Origin of the sequence: Micromonospora sp. KC213 (genome assembly GCF_004348325.1) — a bacterium.
Taxonomy (GTDB): Bacteria; Actinomycetota; Actinomycetes; order Mycobacteriales; family Micromonosporaceae; genus Micromonospora.
In genome coordinates, this window is the sequence record NZ_SMKF01000147.1 from 1 (window position 1) to 15,361 (window position 15,361).

17 protein-coding genes are annotated in these 15,361 nt (G+C 72.9%); 5 read left to right on the forward strand and 12 right to left on the reverse strand.

Annotated features, from left to right (window positions below; genetic code table 11):
• The first annotated feature begins 44 nt into the window (after positions 1-44).
• The 4 genes from E1166_RS23685 to mug all read left to right on the forward strand — a co-directional run bounded on the left by E1166_RS23685 (position 45) and on the right by mug (position 2,881).
• On the forward strand, positions 45-857 hold the full coding sequence (locus E1166_RS23685) for a DUF692 domain-containing protein (RefSeq protein ID WP_132342139.1): 813 nt from the start codon (positions 45-47) through the stop codon (positions 855-857).
• Between the two features lie 95 nt (positions 858-952).
• A complete protein-coding gene (locus E1166_RS23690; RefSeq protein ID WP_132342165.1) occupies positions 953-1,366 on the forward strand; it encodes a hypothetical protein in 414 nt (137 codons plus the stop codon).
• A 32-nt stretch (positions 1,367-1,398) separates the two neighbouring features.
• A complete protein-coding gene (locus E1166_RS23695) occupies positions 1,399-2,160 on the forward strand; it encodes an SDR family oxidoreductase (protein WP_132342141.1) in 762 nt (253 codons plus the stop codon).
• A 196-nt stretch (positions 2,161-2,356) separates the two neighbouring features.
• Complete coding sequence (mug, locus tag E1166_RS23700; protein WP_132342143.1) at positions 2,357-2,881, forward strand: G/U mismatch-specific DNA glycosylase; 525 nt, start codon at positions 2,357-2,359, stop codon at positions 2,879-2,881.
• Here the strand turns inward: mug and E1166_RS23705 are convergent.
• The 4 genes from E1166_RS23705 to E1166_RS23720 form a co-directional block, all read right to left on the reverse strand.
• Positions 2,878-4,860 carry an ABC transporter ATP-binding protein gene (locus tag E1166_RS23705; protein ID WP_207914456.1) on the reverse strand — a complete coding sequence of 661 codons (1,983 nt, stop codon included), beginning with the start codon at positions 4,858-4,860 and terminating at the stop codon, positions 2,878-2,880. The genes mug and E1166_RS23705 overlap by 4 nt on opposite strands.
• A gap of 111 nt (positions 4,861-4,971) precedes the next feature.
• The gene (locus tag E1166_RS23710; protein ID WP_132342147.1) at positions 4,972-5,739 is read right to left on the reverse strand and encodes an enoyl-CoA hydratase/isomerase family protein; all 768 of its coding nucleotides are present in this window, start codon (positions 5,737-5,739) and stop codon (positions 4,972-4,974) included.
• A 46-nt stretch (positions 5,740-5,785) separates the two neighbouring features.
• A complete protein-coding gene (locus tag E1166_RS23715) occupies positions 5,786-6,013 on the reverse strand; it encodes a helix-turn-helix domain-containing protein (protein WP_007462679.1) in 228 nt (75 codons plus the stop codon).
• Between the two features lie 224 nt (positions 6,014-6,237).
• On the reverse strand, positions 6,238-7,842 hold the full coding sequence (locus E1166_RS23720) for an ABC-F family ATP-binding cassette domain-containing protein (protein ID WP_132342149.1): 1,605 nt from the start codon (positions 7,840-7,842) through the stop codon (positions 6,238-6,240).
• A gap of 239 nt (positions 7,843-8,081) precedes the next feature.
• Here E1166_RS23720 and E1166_RS23725 point away from each other — a divergent pair, with 239 nt between their 5' ends.
• Positions 8,082-8,990 carry a neutral zinc metallopeptidase gene (locus E1166_RS23725; protein ID WP_132342167.1) on the forward strand — a complete coding sequence of 303 codons (909 nt, stop codon included), beginning with the start codon at positions 8,082-8,084 and terminating at the stop codon, positions 8,988-8,990.
• Positions 8,991-9,029: 39 nt separating this feature from the next.
• On the opposite strand, the gene E1166_RS23730 is transcribed toward E1166_RS23725, so the two are convergent.
• The 8 genes from E1166_RS23730 to sufD all read right to left on the reverse strand — a co-directional run bounded on the left by E1166_RS23730 (position 9,030) and on the right by sufD (position 15,309).
• Complete coding sequence (locus E1166_RS23730; RefSeq protein WP_132342151.1) at positions 9,030-9,683, reverse strand: acVLRF1 family peptidyl-tRNA hydrolase; 654 nt, start codon at positions 9,681-9,683, stop codon at positions 9,030-9,032.
• A gap of 117 nt (positions 9,684-9,800) precedes the next feature.
• Positions 9,801-10,427, reverse strand: a complete 627-nt coding sequence (locus E1166_RS23735) for a LysE family transporter (protein ID WP_132342153.1) — start codon at positions 10,425-10,427, stop codon at positions 9,801-9,803.
• Positions 10,428-10,843: 416 nt separating this feature from the next.
• Positions 10,844-11,281: a metal-sulfur cluster assembly factor gene (locus tag E1166_RS23740; RefSeq protein WP_132342155.1), complete on the reverse strand. Its 438-nt coding sequence runs from the start codon at positions 11,279-11,281 to the stop codon at positions 10,844-10,846.
• The gene (gene sufU / locus E1166_RS23745) at positions 11,278-11,754 is read right to left on the reverse strand and encodes a Fe-S cluster assembly sulfur transfer protein SufU (RefSeq protein ID WP_132342157.1); all 477 of its coding nucleotides are present in this window, start codon (positions 11,752-11,754) and stop codon (positions 11,278-11,280) included. The genes E1166_RS23740 and sufU overlap by 4 nt, the downstream gene beginning before the upstream one ends.
• A 1-nt stretch (position 11,755) precedes the next feature.
• Entirely contained in the window at positions 11,756-13,060 is a 1,305-nt protein-coding gene (locus tag E1166_RS23750) for a cysteine desulfurase (protein WP_132342159.1), read from the reverse strand.
• Positions 13,061-13,067: 7 nt separating this feature from the next.
• On the reverse strand, positions 13,068-13,841 hold the full coding sequence (gene sufC, locus E1166_RS23755; protein WP_132342161.1) for a Fe-S cluster assembly ATPase SufC: 774 nt from the start codon (positions 13,839-13,841) through the stop codon (positions 13,068-13,070).
• On the reverse strand, positions 13,841-14,167 hold the full coding sequence (locus E1166_RS23760; RefSeq protein ID WP_132261577.1) for a non-heme iron oxygenase ferredoxin subunit: 327 nt from the start codon (positions 14,165-14,167) through the stop codon (positions 13,841-13,843). Before E1166_RS23760 ends, sufC begins: the two co-directional genes overlap by 1 nt.
• Positions 14,167-15,309, reverse strand: coding sequence for a Fe-S cluster assembly protein SufD (gene sufD / locus E1166_RS23765; protein ID WP_132342163.1), 1,143 nt, complete (start codon positions 15,307-15,309; stop codon positions 14,167-14,169). Before sufD ends, E1166_RS23760 begins: the two co-directional genes overlap by 1 nt.
• Positions 15,310-15,361 lie beyond the last annotated feature (52 nt).

Consider the following 15,361-nt stretch of genomic DNA (forward strand, 5'->3'; position numbering starts at 1 on the left):
GGCGGTGGCGGTGGCGGTGGCTGCGGCGGCGGCGGGTGCGGCGGATGACCGGCCCGGTCGGGGTCGGCATCGGCTGGCGACCGGAGATCGCCGGTTTCGTCGCCGAGCTGCCGGGGTTGCGGTTCGTCGAGGTGGTGGCCGAGGCGGTACACGACAGGGCCCCGGTCGGTCTCGCCGAGCTGCGGGAACGCGGCGTCGCCGTCGTACCGCACGGGGTGCGGCTCTCCCTCGGCGGCGCGGAGCCGGTCGAGCCGGCCCGGGTCGCCCACCTGGCGCGGGTGGCGGATCTGGTCGGGGCACCGCTGGTCAGCGAACACATCGCGTTCGTCCGGGCCGGCGGTCTGGAGGCCGGGCACCTGCTGCCGGTGCCCCGCAGCCGGGAGGCGGTGGCCGCGGTGGTGGCGAACGTCCGGCGCACGCAGGCGGAGCTGCCGGTGCCACTCGCGCTGGAACCGGTCGCCGCGCTCTTCGACTGGCCGGACGACGAACTGGACGAGGCGGACTTCCTCACCGAGATCCTCGACGCCACCGGGGCGATGCTGCTGCTCGACCTGGCCAACCTGCACGCCAACGCCCGTAACCGGGGTGGCGACCCCGCTGCCGTGCTGGACCGGCTACCGCTGGACCGGGTCGCCTACGTCCACGTGGCCGGCGGTGCCGAGCAGGGTGGCTACTACCACGACACGCACACCGACCCGGTGCCGCCGGAGGTGCTCGATCTGGTCGAGGCGCTCTGCGCCCGGCACCGTCCGCCGGCGCTGCTGCTGGAGCGCGACGGCCACTACCCGCCGGCGCACGAACTGTGTGCGGAGCTGGACGCGTTGGCCGCCGCCTCCGGGTACCCGGTGGTCACGTGAGCCGCCGCGGCACCCAGGCCGGGCCGCCGGCCGCACCATCGGGCGGCGAACGGCCGCGACAGCCGGCCGGTGACCTCGCCGCGCGGCAGGCCGCGCTGGTGGCGGCCCTGGTCGCCGGGGGCACCCCGCCGCCCGGCTTCGCCGCCGGCCCGCTGGCGGCGGCCCGGCTCGCCCTGCTGCGCAAGCGGGCCGGCGAGGTCGCCCGGCGCTGGCCCCGCCTCGCCGCCGGACTCGGCGACGCCTGGTGGGACACCTTCCGGCGGTGGGCCGACGGGCGACCCGGCAGCGGCCCCCTGCGCGACGGCTGGGATCTGGCCCGCACCCTGCGCGACCGCGGCACGCTGCCCGCCCCCGGCGCCGAGGAGCTGGCCGAGCGCGAGGCGGCCGACCGCTACGACGGTCGCACCGCGCCGCGACCGCGCCGGCTGCCGGCCGTCGCCCGCGCCGGCGGCGCCGTCGCGGTGCAGGTCGCCGGTCGGGTACGCCTGCTGCGCGCCGCCCACCGCTGAGCAGGCGCGGCCGGTACGGCAGGATCGACCTCATGGATCTCGGACTCACCGACCGGGTGTACGTGCTGACCGGTGCCTCCCGCGGGCTGGGCTTCGCCACCGCCGAATGTCTCGTCGCCGACGGCGCCCGGGTGGTCGTCTCCGCGCGGACACCCGAGCGGGTGGCCGAGGCGGTCGACCGGCTGGGCGGAGCGGCGCGCGCCGTCGGGATCACCGCCGACCTCGCCGACCCGGCCACCCCGCAGCGGCTGGTCGCCGCCGCCCGGGAACACTTCGGCCGGTTGGACGGCGCGCTGGTCTCGGTCGGCGGACCGCCGCCCGGCACCGCCGCCCAGGTCGACGACACGCAGTGGCGGCAGGCCTTCGAGACGGTCTTCCTGGGCAGTGTCCGCACCGCCCGCACCGTGGCCGCCGCGCTGACCGGCGGTGGCGCGATCGGGCTGGTGTTGTCCACCTCGGCCCGCAGTCCGGTGCCTGGCCTCGGCATCTCCAACGGCCTGCGGCCCGGCCTGGCGGGGGTGGCCAAGGACATGGCCGACGAGTACGGCCCCCGGGGCGTACGGGTGCTCGGGTTGTTGCCCGGGCGCATCATGACCGACCGCAACCGGGAACTCTTCGCCGCCACGGGCGACGCGGCGGCGGCCCGGGTCGAGGCGGAGGCCGGCATCCCGCTGCGCCGGATCGGTGATCCGGTCGAGTTCGGCCGGGTGGCCGCGTTCCTGCTCTCCCCCGCCGCCGGCTACGTGACCGGGGTGACCGTGCCGGTCGACGGCGGCGCCCTGCGCGGGCTGTGACCCCACCACGGCGCATCCGTGCGGCCCCACCGGTCCCCGGCGGGGCCGCACGGATGCGCCGTCGGACTCCCGGCCGAGGGGCCGCCGCCAGGACCCGAGGACGCCCGGAGGCGTCGCCGACCCGACGTCGCGGACCGGCCCGCCCGGGGAGACCGTCGACCACCCCGGGTCCGGTGCCCGACCGACTGCGGAGGAGTTGGCCGCCGCGGCGGACCGGACCATCCCGGACGTCATCACGTCCGGCCTGGACGTGCTCTTCGTCGGCATCAACCCGGGTCTCTGGTCGGCGGCGACCGGCTGGCACTTCGCCCGCCCCGGCAACCGCTTCTGGCCGGCGCTGCATCGGGGCGGCTTCACCCCGCGCCGGTTGCACCCCAGCGAGCAGAGCCTGCTGCCCGGCCTCGGCCTGGGGATCACCAACATGGTGGCCCGGGCCAGTGCCCGGGCCGACGAGTTGACCGCGGAGGAGCTGATCGCCGGCGGGGCGATCCTCACCGACAAGGTCGCCCGGTACCGGCCGGCCTGGGTGGCGGTGGTCGGGGTGACCGCCTACCGGATCGGTTTCGCCCGGCCCCGGGCCGGGTTCGGTCCACAGCCGGAGCTGCTGGCCGGCGCCCGGCTGTGGGTGCTGCCCAACCCGAGCGGGCTGAACGCCCACTTCACCCCGGAGACGCTCGGCGTCGCCTTCGGCGAGCTGCGCGCCGCCGTCGCCGGCGGCTAGTTGGCGGCGGCGGGTGGCAGCGGCTCCCGGGCGACGTAGGTGCCCATCGGCACGGTGGTGACCACCGGGTCCGGCACCTCGCCCTCGGCGTACGGCCGCGGGGAGTCGGTGACCGCGAACTGGGTGCGGTACAGCTCGGCGTAGAGGCCGCCGACGGCGACCAGTTCGTCGTGCCGGCCGCGCTCGACGATCCGCCCGTCGTCGAGGACGAGGATCTGGTCGGCGTCCCGGACCGTGGAGAGCCGGTGCGCGATGACCAGCGCCGTCCGCCCGGTCAGCGCCACCGACAGCGCGCGCTGCACGGCCGCTTCGCTCTCCGAGTCCAGGTGGGCGGTGGCCTCGTCGAGGATCACGATCGACGGGGCCTTGAGCAGCAGCCGGGCGATGGCGATGCGCTGTTTCTCGCCGCCGGAGAAGCGGTAACCGCGCTCGCCGACCATGGTGTCCAGCCCGTCGGGCAGGGTTCGGACCAGGTCGGCGACCTGTGCGCCCGCGAGGGCCGCCCAGATCTCGTCGTCGGTGGCGTCCGGCTTGGCGTACCGCAGGTTCTCCCGGATGGTCTCGTGGAAGAGGTGGCTGTCCTGGGTGACGACACCGATCTCGTCGCGCAGCGAGGCGAGGGTGGCGTCGCGTACGTCGACACCGCCGACCAGCACCGCCCCGTCGGTGACGTCGTAGATCCGGGAGATCAGCATCGACAGGGTCGACTTGCCGGCCCCGGAGGGGCCGACCAGGGCCACCATCTGGCCCGGTTCGACGGTGAACGAGACGCCCTTGAGCACCGGCTCGTTGACGGTGCGGTCGAGGGTGGCCACCTCCTCCAGCGAGGCGAGCGACACCTCGGCGGCGGCCGGGTAGCGGAATCGGACCTCACGGAACTCCACCCGGCCGTCGCCCCGGGGCACCGGCACCGCGTCCGGCTTCTCCTCGATGCCCGGACGCAGGTCGAGGACCTCGAAGACCCGGTCGAAGGAGACCAGCGCGCTCATCACGTCCACCCGGACGTTGGACAGCGCGGTCAGCGGACCGTACAGGCGGGTGAGCAGCAGCGCGAGGGTGACCACCGTGCCGGCGCTGACCGCGCCGGTGACCGCCAACCAGCCGCCCAGGCCGTAGGTCAGCGCCTGGGCCAGCGAGGCGACCAGCAGCATCGCCACGAAGAACGTCCGCGAGTACATCGCGGACTGGATGCCGATGTCCCGGACCCGTTCGGCGCGGCGGGCGAAACGCCGGGCCTCCTCCTCCGGCGAGCCGAAGAGCTTGACCAGCAACGCCCCGGCCACCCCGAACCGTTCGGTCATGGTCGCGTTCATCTTGGCGTCGAGGTTGTACGACTCCCGGGTGATCTCGGCCAGCCGTCGCCCGACCCGGCGGGCCGGGAGGATGAAGATCGGCAGCAGCACCAGCGACAGGGTGGTGATCTGCCAGGAGAGGGTGAACATCACCGCGGCGGTGAGGACCAGCTGGATGACGTTGCTGACCACTCCGGACAGCGTCGAGGTGAAGGCCCGCTGGGCACCCATCACGTCGTTGTTGAGGCGGCTGACCAGGGCGCCGGTCTGGGTGCGGCTGAAGAACTGCAACGGCATCCGCTGCACGTGGTCGTAGACCCGGGTGCGCAGATCGAGGATGATGCCCTCGCCGATACGCGCCGAGTACCACCGCTGGGCCAGGGAGAAGAGCGCGTCGGCGATCGCCAGGGCGGCGATGACCAGGGCCAGGCGGACCACCGCGTCACCGGCGTCCGGCCCGCCCCGGGTGATGGTGTTGATGACGTCACCGGCGAGCACCGGCGTGGCCACCCCGATGATCGCGGCGATCACCACGGTGACCAGGAAGACGGCGATGTCCCGCCGGTAGGGGCGGGCGAACGCGACGATCCGGCGGGCGGTGCCGCGCTGCAGCCGGTGTGCGTCGACCTCGTCGCGGCTGCGCATCGACCGGAGCATGCCCCAATTGGCCATGCCCCCGCCGGACATCGGGTTGGACATCGTCACCTCCGGCCCTGCACGTGCCGCACCGTCGGGTCCGATTCTCCCGACGACTACGACAACTTCGGCAGTAACCCGGATCTTCCTGAGCGGTCCTTACTATTCTCCCCTGCCGGCGAGATCACGCAGCCGGCGGGTTTGCGCCTCCCGCTCCGCGCGCTGCTGCTCGGCGTGGGTCCGCGACGCCGCGCCGGCGAGCAACGCCTTGATCTCCACCACTGCGTCCCGGTTGCCCGCCAGTAGCCCGGCGGTGAGGTCCCGGACGGCGCCGTCCAGCTCGGCGGCCGGCACGACGATGCTGGCCAGGCCCAGCCGGTCCGCCTCGGTGGCGTCCAACCGCCGGCCGGTCGCACAGATCTCCAGCGCCCGGGAGTATCCGACCAGCTCGACGAGGCGCTTGGTGCCGGCCAGGTCGGGGACCAGGCCGAGGGTCACCTCGGCCATCGACAGCCTGGCGTCCTCGGCGAGCACCCGCAGGTCACAGGCGAGAGCCAGCTGGAAACCGGCACCGATGGCATGCCCCTGCACGGCCGCCACCGAGATCACGTCGGGGCGGTGCAGCCAGGTGAAGCCCGCCTGGAACTCGGCGATGAGGTCCGCGCACTCCTGCTCGGGCAGGCGGGACAGCTCGGCGAAGGACCCGGGTCCGGTGGCGCCGGCCACGGACAGGTCGAGGCCGGCGGAGAACGCCCGCCCCTCGCCGCGCACGACGACGACACGCACGTCGCCGGGCAGATCCCGGGAGAAGTCGCGCATGGCGCGCCACATCGCCGGAGTCTGTGCGTTGAGCACGTCGGGCCGGCACAACGTGACCGTCGCGACCGGCCCGTCGCAGTCGAGTCGTACCCCGGTCGTCTCTGCGGTCACCGGACCGCCCGGAGCGCGACGCTGATGGACGACACTGCGGGGCGGGTCACGCCTTCTTGCGGCGCCGGGCGCCGCCACGCTGGCGCAGCTGCACCCCGGACTCGGTGAGCACCCGGTGGATGAACCCGTAGGATCGTCCGGTCGAGGCCGCGAGAGCACGGATGCTCTCGCCCGAGGTGTACCGCTTTACCAGGTCCTTGGCGAGCGTCTGACGCTCGGCTCCGACGATCCGGCGACCCTTCTCAGTGCTGGTGGCTGTGCCAGTGGCTGCCATGCTGATTCCTCACGTCCCAGACTGTGCGGTTCGGATACGGTCCCACCTATTAGACCGCCTCGAACGATCATGCGCCAGATATCAACTCTTCGCCAACCGACACGCTATGCAATGTCAGCTTCCCGATAGAGTGACCCTCCCCTCCCGCTGGAGCATGAGATTGGCGGCCGTGTTCGTCTCCGACCGTGCCGCCAACCGCGTGGTCAGCGGGGCTGAGCTGGGGGTCAGGCCAGTTCGACGAGTTCCAGGAGGTCGTCGCTCCAGGCGTCCTCGTCGCCGTCGGGCAGGAGGATCGCCCGGTCGGGCTTGAGGGCCAGCACCGCACCCGGGTCGTGCGTCACCAGCACGATCGCGCCCGGGTACCGGGCGATCGCGTCCAGCACCTGCTCCCGGCTGACCGGGTCGAGGTTGTTGGTCGGCTCGTCCAGCAGCAGCACGTTCGCCCCCGAGCAGACCAGGGTCGCCAGGGCCAGCCGGGTCTTCTCGCCGCCGGAGAGCACCCCGGCGGGCTTGTCCACGTCCTCGCCGGAGAAGAGGAACGCGCCGAGGATCCGGCGCAGGTCCGTGTCGGTCTGCTCCGGCGCGGCGCTGCGCATGTGCTCCAGGATCGTCCGCTCCACGTCCAGCGTCTCGTGCTCCTGGGCGTAGTAGCCCAGCCGCAGCCCGTGCCCCGGGTTCACCGAGCCGGTGTCCGGCTGCAGCAGTCCACCGAGCATCCGCAGCAGGGTGGTCTTGCCGGCGCCGTTGAGACCGAGGATCGCCACCCGGGAACCCCGGTCCACCGCGACGTTCACGTCCGTGAAGATCTCCAGCGAGCCGTACGACTTCGACAGGCCGGTCGCGGTGAGCGGAGTCTTGCCGCACGGCGCCGGGGTCGGGAAACGCACCTTGGCCACCTTGTCGGCCACCCGGACCTCGTCCAGGCCGGAGAGCAGCCTCTCGGCCCGGCGGGCCATGTTCTGCGCGGCCACGGTCTTGGTGGCCTTGGCCCGCATCTTGTCGGCCTGCGCCATCAGCGCGCCGGCCTTCTTCTCGGCGTTGGCGCGCTCCCGGCGGCGACGCCGCTCGTCGACCTCCCGCGCCTCCAGGTACGCCTTCCAGCCCAGGTTGTAGACGTCGACCACCGAGCGGGTGGCGTCCAGGAACCAGACCTTGTTGACCACCGACTCCAGCAGCGAGGCGTCGTGGGAGATCACGATCAGCCCGCCCTTGTGGTTGGCGAGGAAGCCGCGCAGCCAGGTGATCGAGTCGGCGTCCAGGTGGTTGGTCGGCTCGTCGAGCAGCAGGATGCCGCCGCCGTTCTCACCCGCGTCGCGGAACAGGATCCGGGCCAGCTCGATCCGGCGCCGTTGACCGCCGGACAGGGTGCCGATCGTCTGCGCCAGGGCCCGGTCGGGCAGCCCGAGGTTGGCGCAGATCCGGGCCGCCTCGGCCTCGGCGGCGTACCCGCCGAGGGCGGCGAACTGGTCCTCCAGCGCGCCGTAGCGGCGGACCAGCTTCTCGTCGGCGTCCTCGGCGAGCCGGGCCTCCAGCTCCTTCATCTGGGCCATCAGCACGTCCAGCCCCCGGGCGGAGAGCACCCGGTCCCGCCCGGTGACGTCCAGGTCGCCGGTACGCGGGTCCTGCGGCAGGTAGCCGATCGCGCTGCGCCGGTCGATCTGGCCGGCGTACGGCTGCCCCTCGCCCGCCAGCACCTTCAGCGTGGTGGTCTTGCCGGCGCCGTTGCGGCCGACCAGGCCGATCCGGTCACCCGGCTGCACCCGCAGGGTGGTGTCGGACAGCAGGATCCGGGAGCCGGCGCGCAGCTCCAGGCCGGTGGCATTGATCATTTCCGGTACTCGCTCTCGGGGTCTGGAAGGGCTGACTCAGGGCACGCGAAACGGCCGGCGGGCCCGATGGACCGTCGGCGCGGGGCGGTTCAGCCTTCGCAGAGCAGCACGGGGGCAAGTGTACCGGGCGACCCGAGCGGCGCCGCCCGGATTACCGAGCAAGATCATCGGGTATCGAGACGACCTCCGGACCCGGTCCGGTGCCGCAGCGACGTGACGAATCGGTGATCGGGGTCAACATGGAGCTGAACGAGAACGCGCGGATCGACACCAGTCAGGTGGACGACCGGCGGGGATCCGGCGGTGGCGGCGGGATGGGCATTCCCATCCCGATCGGCGGGGGACGTGGTGGGATCGTCGGAATCGTCATCGCCGTGCTGGTCGCGCTGGTCGGCGGCGGCTTCGGGCTGAACGCGGCCATGGACGGCGCAGAACAGGGCGACAACACCGCCCTGGAGCAGAGGTGCGCCGCCGGCGACGCCCTCCAGCAGCTCGACTGCCGCAACACGCTCTACGTCAACTCCATCCAGGCGTACTGGCGTACGGCGCTACCGGAGGCGTTCGGCGAGCAGTACCGGCCGGCGAAGACGATCTTCTTCGACCAGCGTGTCACCACCGCCTGCGGCGCCGCCGACTCCGGCGTCGGCCCGTTCTACTGCCCCGCCGACCGCCAGGTCTACATCGACCTCACCTTCTACCGGGTGCTGGCCGACCAGCTCGGCGCGGCCGGCGAGTTCGCCCAGCCGTACGTGCTGGCCCACGAGTACGGCCACCACGTGCAGACCCTGCTCGGCACCGAGGCACAGGTGCGCCGCCAGCAGCAGCGCGACCCGGGCAACGCGAACGCCCTGTCGGTGCAGATGGAGTTGCAGGCGGACTGCTATGCCGGGGCCTGGGCGCGCAACGCGACCGGCACCGCGGACGACAGCGGCCAGAAGATCTTCACGAGCATCAGCGAGCAGGACATCAGCCAGGCCGTCGACGCCGCCGAGAAGATCGGCGACGACGCCATCTCGGAGCGGGCCAACCGCCCGGTGAACCCGGAGGAGTTCACCCACGGCTCGTCCGCCCAGCGTAAGGAGTGGTTCACCCGGGGGTACTCCACCGGCGACCCGAAGTCCTGCGACACCTTCGGCGTCGGCCGCTGACCGACGACCCCGACACCCACCGGCCGGCACCGGGACGGCTCAGGACGGATCCGGGTCACGGACCCGGATGTGCACCGCTCGGGCGGCGGCGACCGCCCCGACCAGCACCGCGTGCCGGGGCTCGGGCACGTCCAGCAGCCGCTCGGCACGCAGCGCCGCCAGTGGCGCGAGTCGCCGGTCGGCGAGCACGGTGTCCACCGCCCGCCGGTCGCCGCCGCAGACCAGCGTGGTCAGCGTCGACGCCTCCGGCAGCAGCAGCCGCACGGCCAGCTCGGTCGCGTCGCCGAGCGCCGCCCTGGCCTGATTGTCCCGTCGTCGGGCGAAGCGCTGCTGGGACCAGCCACCCGCCGCCGTCCGCCCCTGCACGTACCGGGTGTCCACCTTGGAGACGGTCAACTCCTCCCCCACCGCGACGCCGACCGCGACCGCGCCCTTGCGGGCGAGCAGCAGGCCGATCCGGCGGGGCGCGGCGGCCACCCCCACGAAGCCGGGCAGGTCCGGCACACGCGGCGCGCCCGGTGGGGTGTGCAGCTCGGCCATGGCACCGTCCGGGGCGGTGAGCAGCAGGCCGTACCCCAGGGCGGTGGTGGTGGGCGGGCCGTGCCGGTCGGCGAAGCCCGCCACCCAGCGGGCGACGCGGGCGGGGGCCACCTCGACCCACCGGCCACCGCCGGCTGCCGGTCGGCTACTCATGATCGAACGGTACGCCACCCTTGGCGTCCCGTGGGCGGTCGGGCCGTCCCGCCCGATGCCACCGTGGTCACCATCCGCCACCCCGGCACCGGTTCGCCGGCCACCCGAGTTCACCGGTCATGCGCCGAGCAGCACGACGACGGCGAGGGCGGCGACGATGGCGCTGGACACCAGGGCGGTGACCCGCCGGCCGCGTTCGCCGGCCAGCACCCGCCCGACCAGGGTGCCGCCGCCGGCGATCAGCAGTTGCCAGCTCGCCGACGCGAGGAACACGCCGGCCACGAACAGCGTCGCCGCGCCCGGCCCGGTCGGCCCGGCAGCGGGCCGACCGAGCACCAGTGCCACGAAGTAGACCACGGTGGCGGGATTGAGCAGGGTCAGCGCCAGTACGCCGGCGAAGGCGCGCGGTGGCGTGTCCAACGCGGAGCGGCGTGCCGTCGCGTCTGTCCGGCGGGGTGGGCGCAGCGCCCGCCGGACGCCGTCCACGGCGATGGCGAACAGTACGGCGGCGGCCGCCAGCCGTAGCGGTCCCGCCACCGGCGCGATGAGAGCGGCGACGGCGGCCCCGCCCACCACCGCGACGGCGGCGTAGATCCCGTCGGCGGTCGCCACGCCGAGCGCGGCGGCGGCGCCGACCCGGAACGAGGTACGGGCGCTCAGCCCGAGGATGAGCACCGCGATCGCGCCCACCGGCACGGCGACGCCGTAGCCGGCCACCAGGCCGGCGAGGAAGGCGGCGGTCACGACGGTCGATGTCGGGACGAGGCGGGCCGGGGCACGCTCCGCTGTCGACGCGCGGCGGTGGCCGCGCGGACGGGGAGCTGCCTCGGGTACGCCTCGATCACGGCCTCATCCTCGCCGCCGCCCCTACCGCCCGCCACCCCTTTCCCGAGCACTCGCCGGATGCCCGGCCTGGTCGGGGCCGCGGCCTGGCCAGGCGCTCCATTCGCGGCATACTGCGGTGTCCGCGACGCCGGACGCCACGATTCGCCGCATTCGGAGTGGATCACGGCCCACAGGCGAGGCACGAGCCCCGAGCAACGCCACCACGCGAGGCGCGAGTGGAGTACGGCGGTCAGGCCGGTGCGGCGCTGGGGGGCGGAGACACCGGGGGCGCGGCACCCGTGCGGGTACCGCGCCCGGCGCGACCGGAGGACCGGTCAGACGTTGAAGCCGAGCGAGCGCAGCTGGTCACGCCCCTCGTCGGTGATCTTGTCGGGGCCCCACGGCGGCAGCCACACCCAGTTGATCCGGATGTCGTCGACCAGCCCCCCGCCGGGCCCGGTGGTCAGCGCCTGCCGAGCCTGGTCCTCGATCACGTCGGTCAGCGGGCAGGCCGCCGAGGTGAGCGTCATGTCCAGCGTCGCGACGTTCTGGTCGTCGACGTGCACGCCGTACACCAGGCCGAGGTCGACCACGTTGATGCCCAGCTCGGGGTCGACGACGTCCTTCATCGCCTCCTCGATGTCGGCGACAGCGGCCTTGCCGCCGGAGGCGGCGCCGTCGGCCGCCACGGCGGTCGGGCCGCCGGCCGGCAGCGCGCCGTCGGTCGCCACGGCACCGGTCTCTGGCGTGCCGGTGGTCTCCTCAGAACTCATGCCTTCACCTCCGTCGGGCTCGCGCCCACCCCGGCGCGTGCCGCGGCGTCCTTGAACGCCATCCACGGCAGCAGCGCGCACTTGACCCGGGCCGGGTAGCGCGCGACACCCGCGAACGCCACCCCGTCACCGAGCACGTCCTCGTCCGGCGTGACCTGCCCTCGGCCGGACATCAACTCCACGAACGCCTGGTGCACCACGAACGCCTCACCCGCTCCCCGGCCGGTGAGCAGCTCGTGCAGCACGCTCGCCGACGCCTGGCTGATCGAGCAGCCCATCCCGTCGTATGAGATGTCGGCGAGCCGGTCGCCGTCGGCGGCCACCCGGACGGTGATCTCGTCACCGCAGGTCGGGTTGACGTGGTGCGCCTCGGCCACCCGGGCCGCCGGGTCCTCGGCGTCGCGCAGGCCACGGCCGTGCGGGTGCTTGTAGTGGTCCAGGATGATCTCCTGGTAAAGCTGGTCGAGCTGCATGTCAGTCGAACACCTTCCGCACCTGCTCGAGCCCCGCCACCAGGGCGTCGATCTCCTCAGTGGTGGTGTACAGGTAGAACGAGGCGCGGGTCATCGCCGGCACCCCGAACCGGGTGCACACCGGCTTCGCGCAGTGGTGCCCCACCCGCACCTGCACGCCGAGCGAGTCGAGGACCTGCCCCACGTCGTGCGGGTGCACGTCGCCGAGGGCGAACGAGATCGTCCCGCCCCGGCCGACCGGCACGGTCGGACCGAAGATCCGCAGCTTGGGCACGGTGGCGAGGGCATCCAGCGCGTACGCCGTCAGCTCCTTCTCGTGCCACTGGATCGCGCGCATCCCGATGCCGGTGAGGTAGTCCACCGCCGCGCCGAGCGCGACCGCCTCGGCGATCGGCGGGGTGCCCGCCTCGAACCGGGCCGGCGGCGCGGCGAACGTGGACCGCGCCATCGACACCGTCTCGATCATCGAGCCGCCACCGAGCACCGGAGGCATCGCGGCGAGCAGTTCGCCCCGGCCCCACAGCACGCCGATGCCGGTCGGCCCGCACATCTTGTGCCCGGTGAAGACGACGAAGTCGGCGTCGAGGTCGACCACGTCCACCGGCATGTGCGGCACCGACTGCGAGCAGTCCAGCAGCAGCAGCGCGCCGACCTGACGGACCCGCTCGGTGATCCGCGCGGTGGCGTTGACCGTGCCGAGGATGTTGGAGGTGTGCACCAGCGAGACAATCTTCGTCCGCTCGGTGACCAGTTCCTCCAGCCCCGACTCGTCCAGCCGCCCGGCGTCGGTGACCGGGAACCAGCGCAGGGTCGCGCCGGTCCGCTCCGCGAGGAGCTGCCACGGAACGATGTTCGAGTGGTGCTCCATCTCGGAGATGACGATCTCGTCACCCGGGCCGAGCCGGAACCGGGGGTCGGCGTCGGGCCGCAGCGAGGCGTTGGAGAACGCGTACGCCACGATGTTGATCGCCTCGGTGGAGTTCTTGGTGAACACCACCTCGTCCACGCTCGGCGCGTTGACGAACGCGGCGATCTTCGCCCGGGCGCCCTCGTACGCCTCGGTCGCCTCGGTGCCCAGGGTGTGCACCGAGCGCGACACGTTGGCGTTGTGCGTCGCGTAGTGCTCGGCGAGCACGTCGAGCACCTGCCGAGGCTTGTGCGAGGTGTTGGCGCTGTCGAGGTAGACCAGCGGGTGCCCGTTGACCTCCCGGTCCAGGATCGGGAAGTCGGCCCGCACCCGCGCCACGTCGAAGCGGGGCGCGTCGTCGTACTGCGGCATGCCCGCCGGGATCGCGATGGAGGTCATGTCTGCCTCAGGCCCGCGCCGAGCCGGCCCCGGCGACGTAGCGCTCGTAGCCCTCTTCCTCGAGCTTGTCGGCCAACTCCGGGCCGCCCTGCTCGACGATCCGGCCGGCGACGAAGACGTGCACGAAGTCCGGCTTGATGTAACGCAGGATCCGGGTGTAGTGGGTGATCAGCAGCAGGCCGGTGTCGCCGGTGTCGCGGACCCGGTTGACGCCCTCGCTGACCACGCGCAGCGCGTCCACGTCCAGCCCGGAGTCGGTCTCGTCGAGGATGGCCACTTTCGGCTTGAGCAGCTCCAGCTGCACGATCTCGTGCCGCTTCTTCTCACCGCCGGAGAAGCCCTCGTTGACGTTGCGCTGGGCGAACGCCGGGTCCATCTGCAGGCGCTGCATCGCGCCGCGCAGCTCGCCGCCCCAGGTGCGCAGCTTCGGCGCCTCGCCGTCGATGGCGGTCTTGGCGGTACGCAGGAAGTTCGCCACCGAGACGCCGGGAACCTCGACCGGGTACTGCATGGCCAGGAAGAGACCGGCGCGGGCCCGCTCGTCGACGGACATCTCCAGCACGTCGACGCCGTCGAGGGTCACCGAACCGCGGGTGATCTCGTACTTGGGGTGGCCGGCGATCGAGTACGCCAGGGTCGACTTCCCGGAGCCGTTCGGGCCCATGATCGCGTGGGTCTCCCCCGAGCGCACGGTCAGGTCGACGCCGTGCAGGATCGGCTTGAGCTCACCCTCGGGCAGCTTCACCGACACCTGCAGGTCGCGGATCTCCAGGGTGCTCATTATCGGGTCACTCCATTGCTCGGCGTCAGGTCGACGTAGATGTCACCGTCGCGGATCTCGACGGGGTAGACGGGTACGGGTTCGGTGGCGGGCAGTCCGGTCGGCTCGCCGGTCCGTAGGTCGAAACGGGATCCGTGCAGCCAGCATTCCAGCGTGCAGTCCTCGACCTCGCCTTCGGAGAGGGCGACCGCGGCGTGCGAGCACTCGTCGTGCACGGCGTAGAACCGGTCGTCCTCGCCGTGCACCACGGCGATCGTGGTGCCGTCCACGTCGGCGCTGATCACGCTGCCCTTCGGCACGTCCTCGCTCGCACAGATCCTGATCATCACGCGCCGACCTTCGTGAGCCGGGCCTCGATCGCGTCGCCGAGCCGCTCGCGCAGCTCCCCGACCGGGATCTTGTTGATCAGCTCGGCGAAGAAGCCCCGGACCACCAGGCGACGGGCCTCGGCCTCCGGGATACCCCGGGCCATCAGGTAGAACAGCTGCTCGTCGTCGAAGCGACCGGTGGCGCTGGCGTGCCCAGCACCGGCGATCTCGCCGGTCTCGATCTCCAGGTTCGGTACGGAGTCCGCCCGCGCCCCGTCGGACAGCAGCAGGTTCCGGTTGATCTCGTAGGTGTCCGTACCGGTCGCCTCGGCCCGGATGAGCACGTCGCCCACCCAGACCGTCCGGGCGTCGTCGCCCTGCAACGCGCCCCGGTAGCCGACATAGCTGCGGCAGTCCGGCACGTTGTGGTCGACCAGCTGCCGGTGCTCCAGGTGCTGTCCGGAGTCGGCGAAGTAGAGGCCGTACAGCTCGGCCTCGCCACCCCGGCCGGTGTACTCCACGGAGGTGAACTGCCGGACCAGGTCCCCGCCGAGGGTGACCTGCACGTGGGTGGCCTTGGCGTCCCGCCCCAGCCTGATCTTCAGGTGCTGCGCCTGCACGGTGTCGTCGGCCCAGTCGGCGACGGTGACCAGGGTCAGCTTCGCCCCGTCGGCCACCGACACCTCGACGTTGTCGGCCAGCGTGGCCGAGCCGACGTGCTCCAGCACCAGGGTCACCTCGGCGAAGCGCCCCACCTCGACGTAGGTGTGCCCGAAGGCGACCGCGTCCGCGCCCTCGCCGACCACCCGCAGGCCCACCGGCGTGTCCACCACCGTGTCGGCGGCCACCGACACCAGCAACGGCTCGACGACGCCACCGTACGCCAGCGCGCTGACCCGGTCGAACGGAGTGAGCACGCCGCCCATCCGCGGGTCGTCCCGGCCGATCCGCTCGACGGTGACGCCCTGGGGCAGGTCGCCGTACTCGTGGCGGACCCCGGCGGGCGCGGCCGGAGCCTCGCCCACCAGGCCACGCAGGCGCTTGAGCGGGGTGAAACGCCACTCCTCCTCCAGGCCGGTGAGGGCCGGGAAGTCGGCGACGTCGTACGAGCGGAGCGCCTGCGACTTGGTCTCGGGCGGCGCGGAAGCCTGGGTAGTCATCTCTTCCTTGGTCTGGTTCCGGGACGACGGTGTCATTGAGCGGAGGGAGGGT

Excerpts from the sequence above, each read along its gene's own strand:
- E1166_RS23685 (WP_132342139.1), top strand. The coding sequence starts at position 45 with ATGACCGGCCCGGTCGGGGTCGGCATCGGCTGGCGACCGGAGATCGCC.
- E1166_RS23750 (WP_132342159.1), bottom strand. The coding sequence starts at position 13,060 with ATGACCTCCATCGCGATCCCGGCGGGCATGCCGCAGTACGACGACGCG.
- sufD (WP_132342163.1), bottom strand. The coding sequence starts at position 15,309 with ATGACTACCCAGGCTTCCGCGCCGCCCGAGACCAAGTCGCAGGCGCTC.
- sufU (WP_132342157.1), bottom strand. The coding sequence starts at position 11,754 with ATGCAGCTCGACCAGCTTTACCAGGAGATCATCCTGGACCACTACAAG.
- E1166_RS23705 (WP_207914456.1), bottom strand. The coding sequence starts at position 4,860 with ATGTCCGGCGGGGGCATGGCCAATTGGGGCATGCTCCGGTCGATGCGC.
- E1166_RS23730 (WP_132342151.1), bottom strand. The coding sequence starts at position 9,683 with ATGAGTAGCCGACCGGCAGCCGGCGGTGGCCGGTGGGTCGAGGTGGCC.
- E1166_RS23715 (WP_007462679.1), bottom strand. The coding sequence starts at position 6,013 with ATGGCAGCCACTGGCACAGCCACCAGCACTGAGAAGGGTCGCCGGATC.
- E1166_RS23760 (WP_132261577.1), bottom strand. The coding sequence starts at position 14,167 with ATGATCAGGATCTGTGCGAGCGAGGACGTGCCGAAGGGCAGCGTGATC.
- E1166_RS23725 (WP_132342167.1), top strand. The coding sequence starts at position 8,082 with ATGGAGCTGAACGAGAACGCGCGGATCGACACCAGTCAGGTGGACGAC.
- E1166_RS23740 (WP_132342155.1), bottom strand. The coding sequence starts at position 11,281 with ATGAGTTCTGAGGAGACCACCGGCACGCCAGAGACCGGTGCCGTGGCG.
- E1166_RS23695 (WP_132342141.1), top strand. The coding sequence starts at position 1,399 with ATGGATCTCGGACTCACCGACCGGGTGTACGTGCTGACCGGTGCCTCC.
- E1166_RS23720 (WP_132342149.1), bottom strand. The coding sequence starts at position 7,842 with ATGATCAATGCCACCGGCCTGGAGCTGCGCGCCGGCTCCCGGATCCTG.
- sufC (WP_132342161.1), bottom strand. The coding sequence starts at position 13,841 with ATGAGCACCCTGGAGATCCGCGACCTGCAGGTGTCGGTGAAGCTGCCC.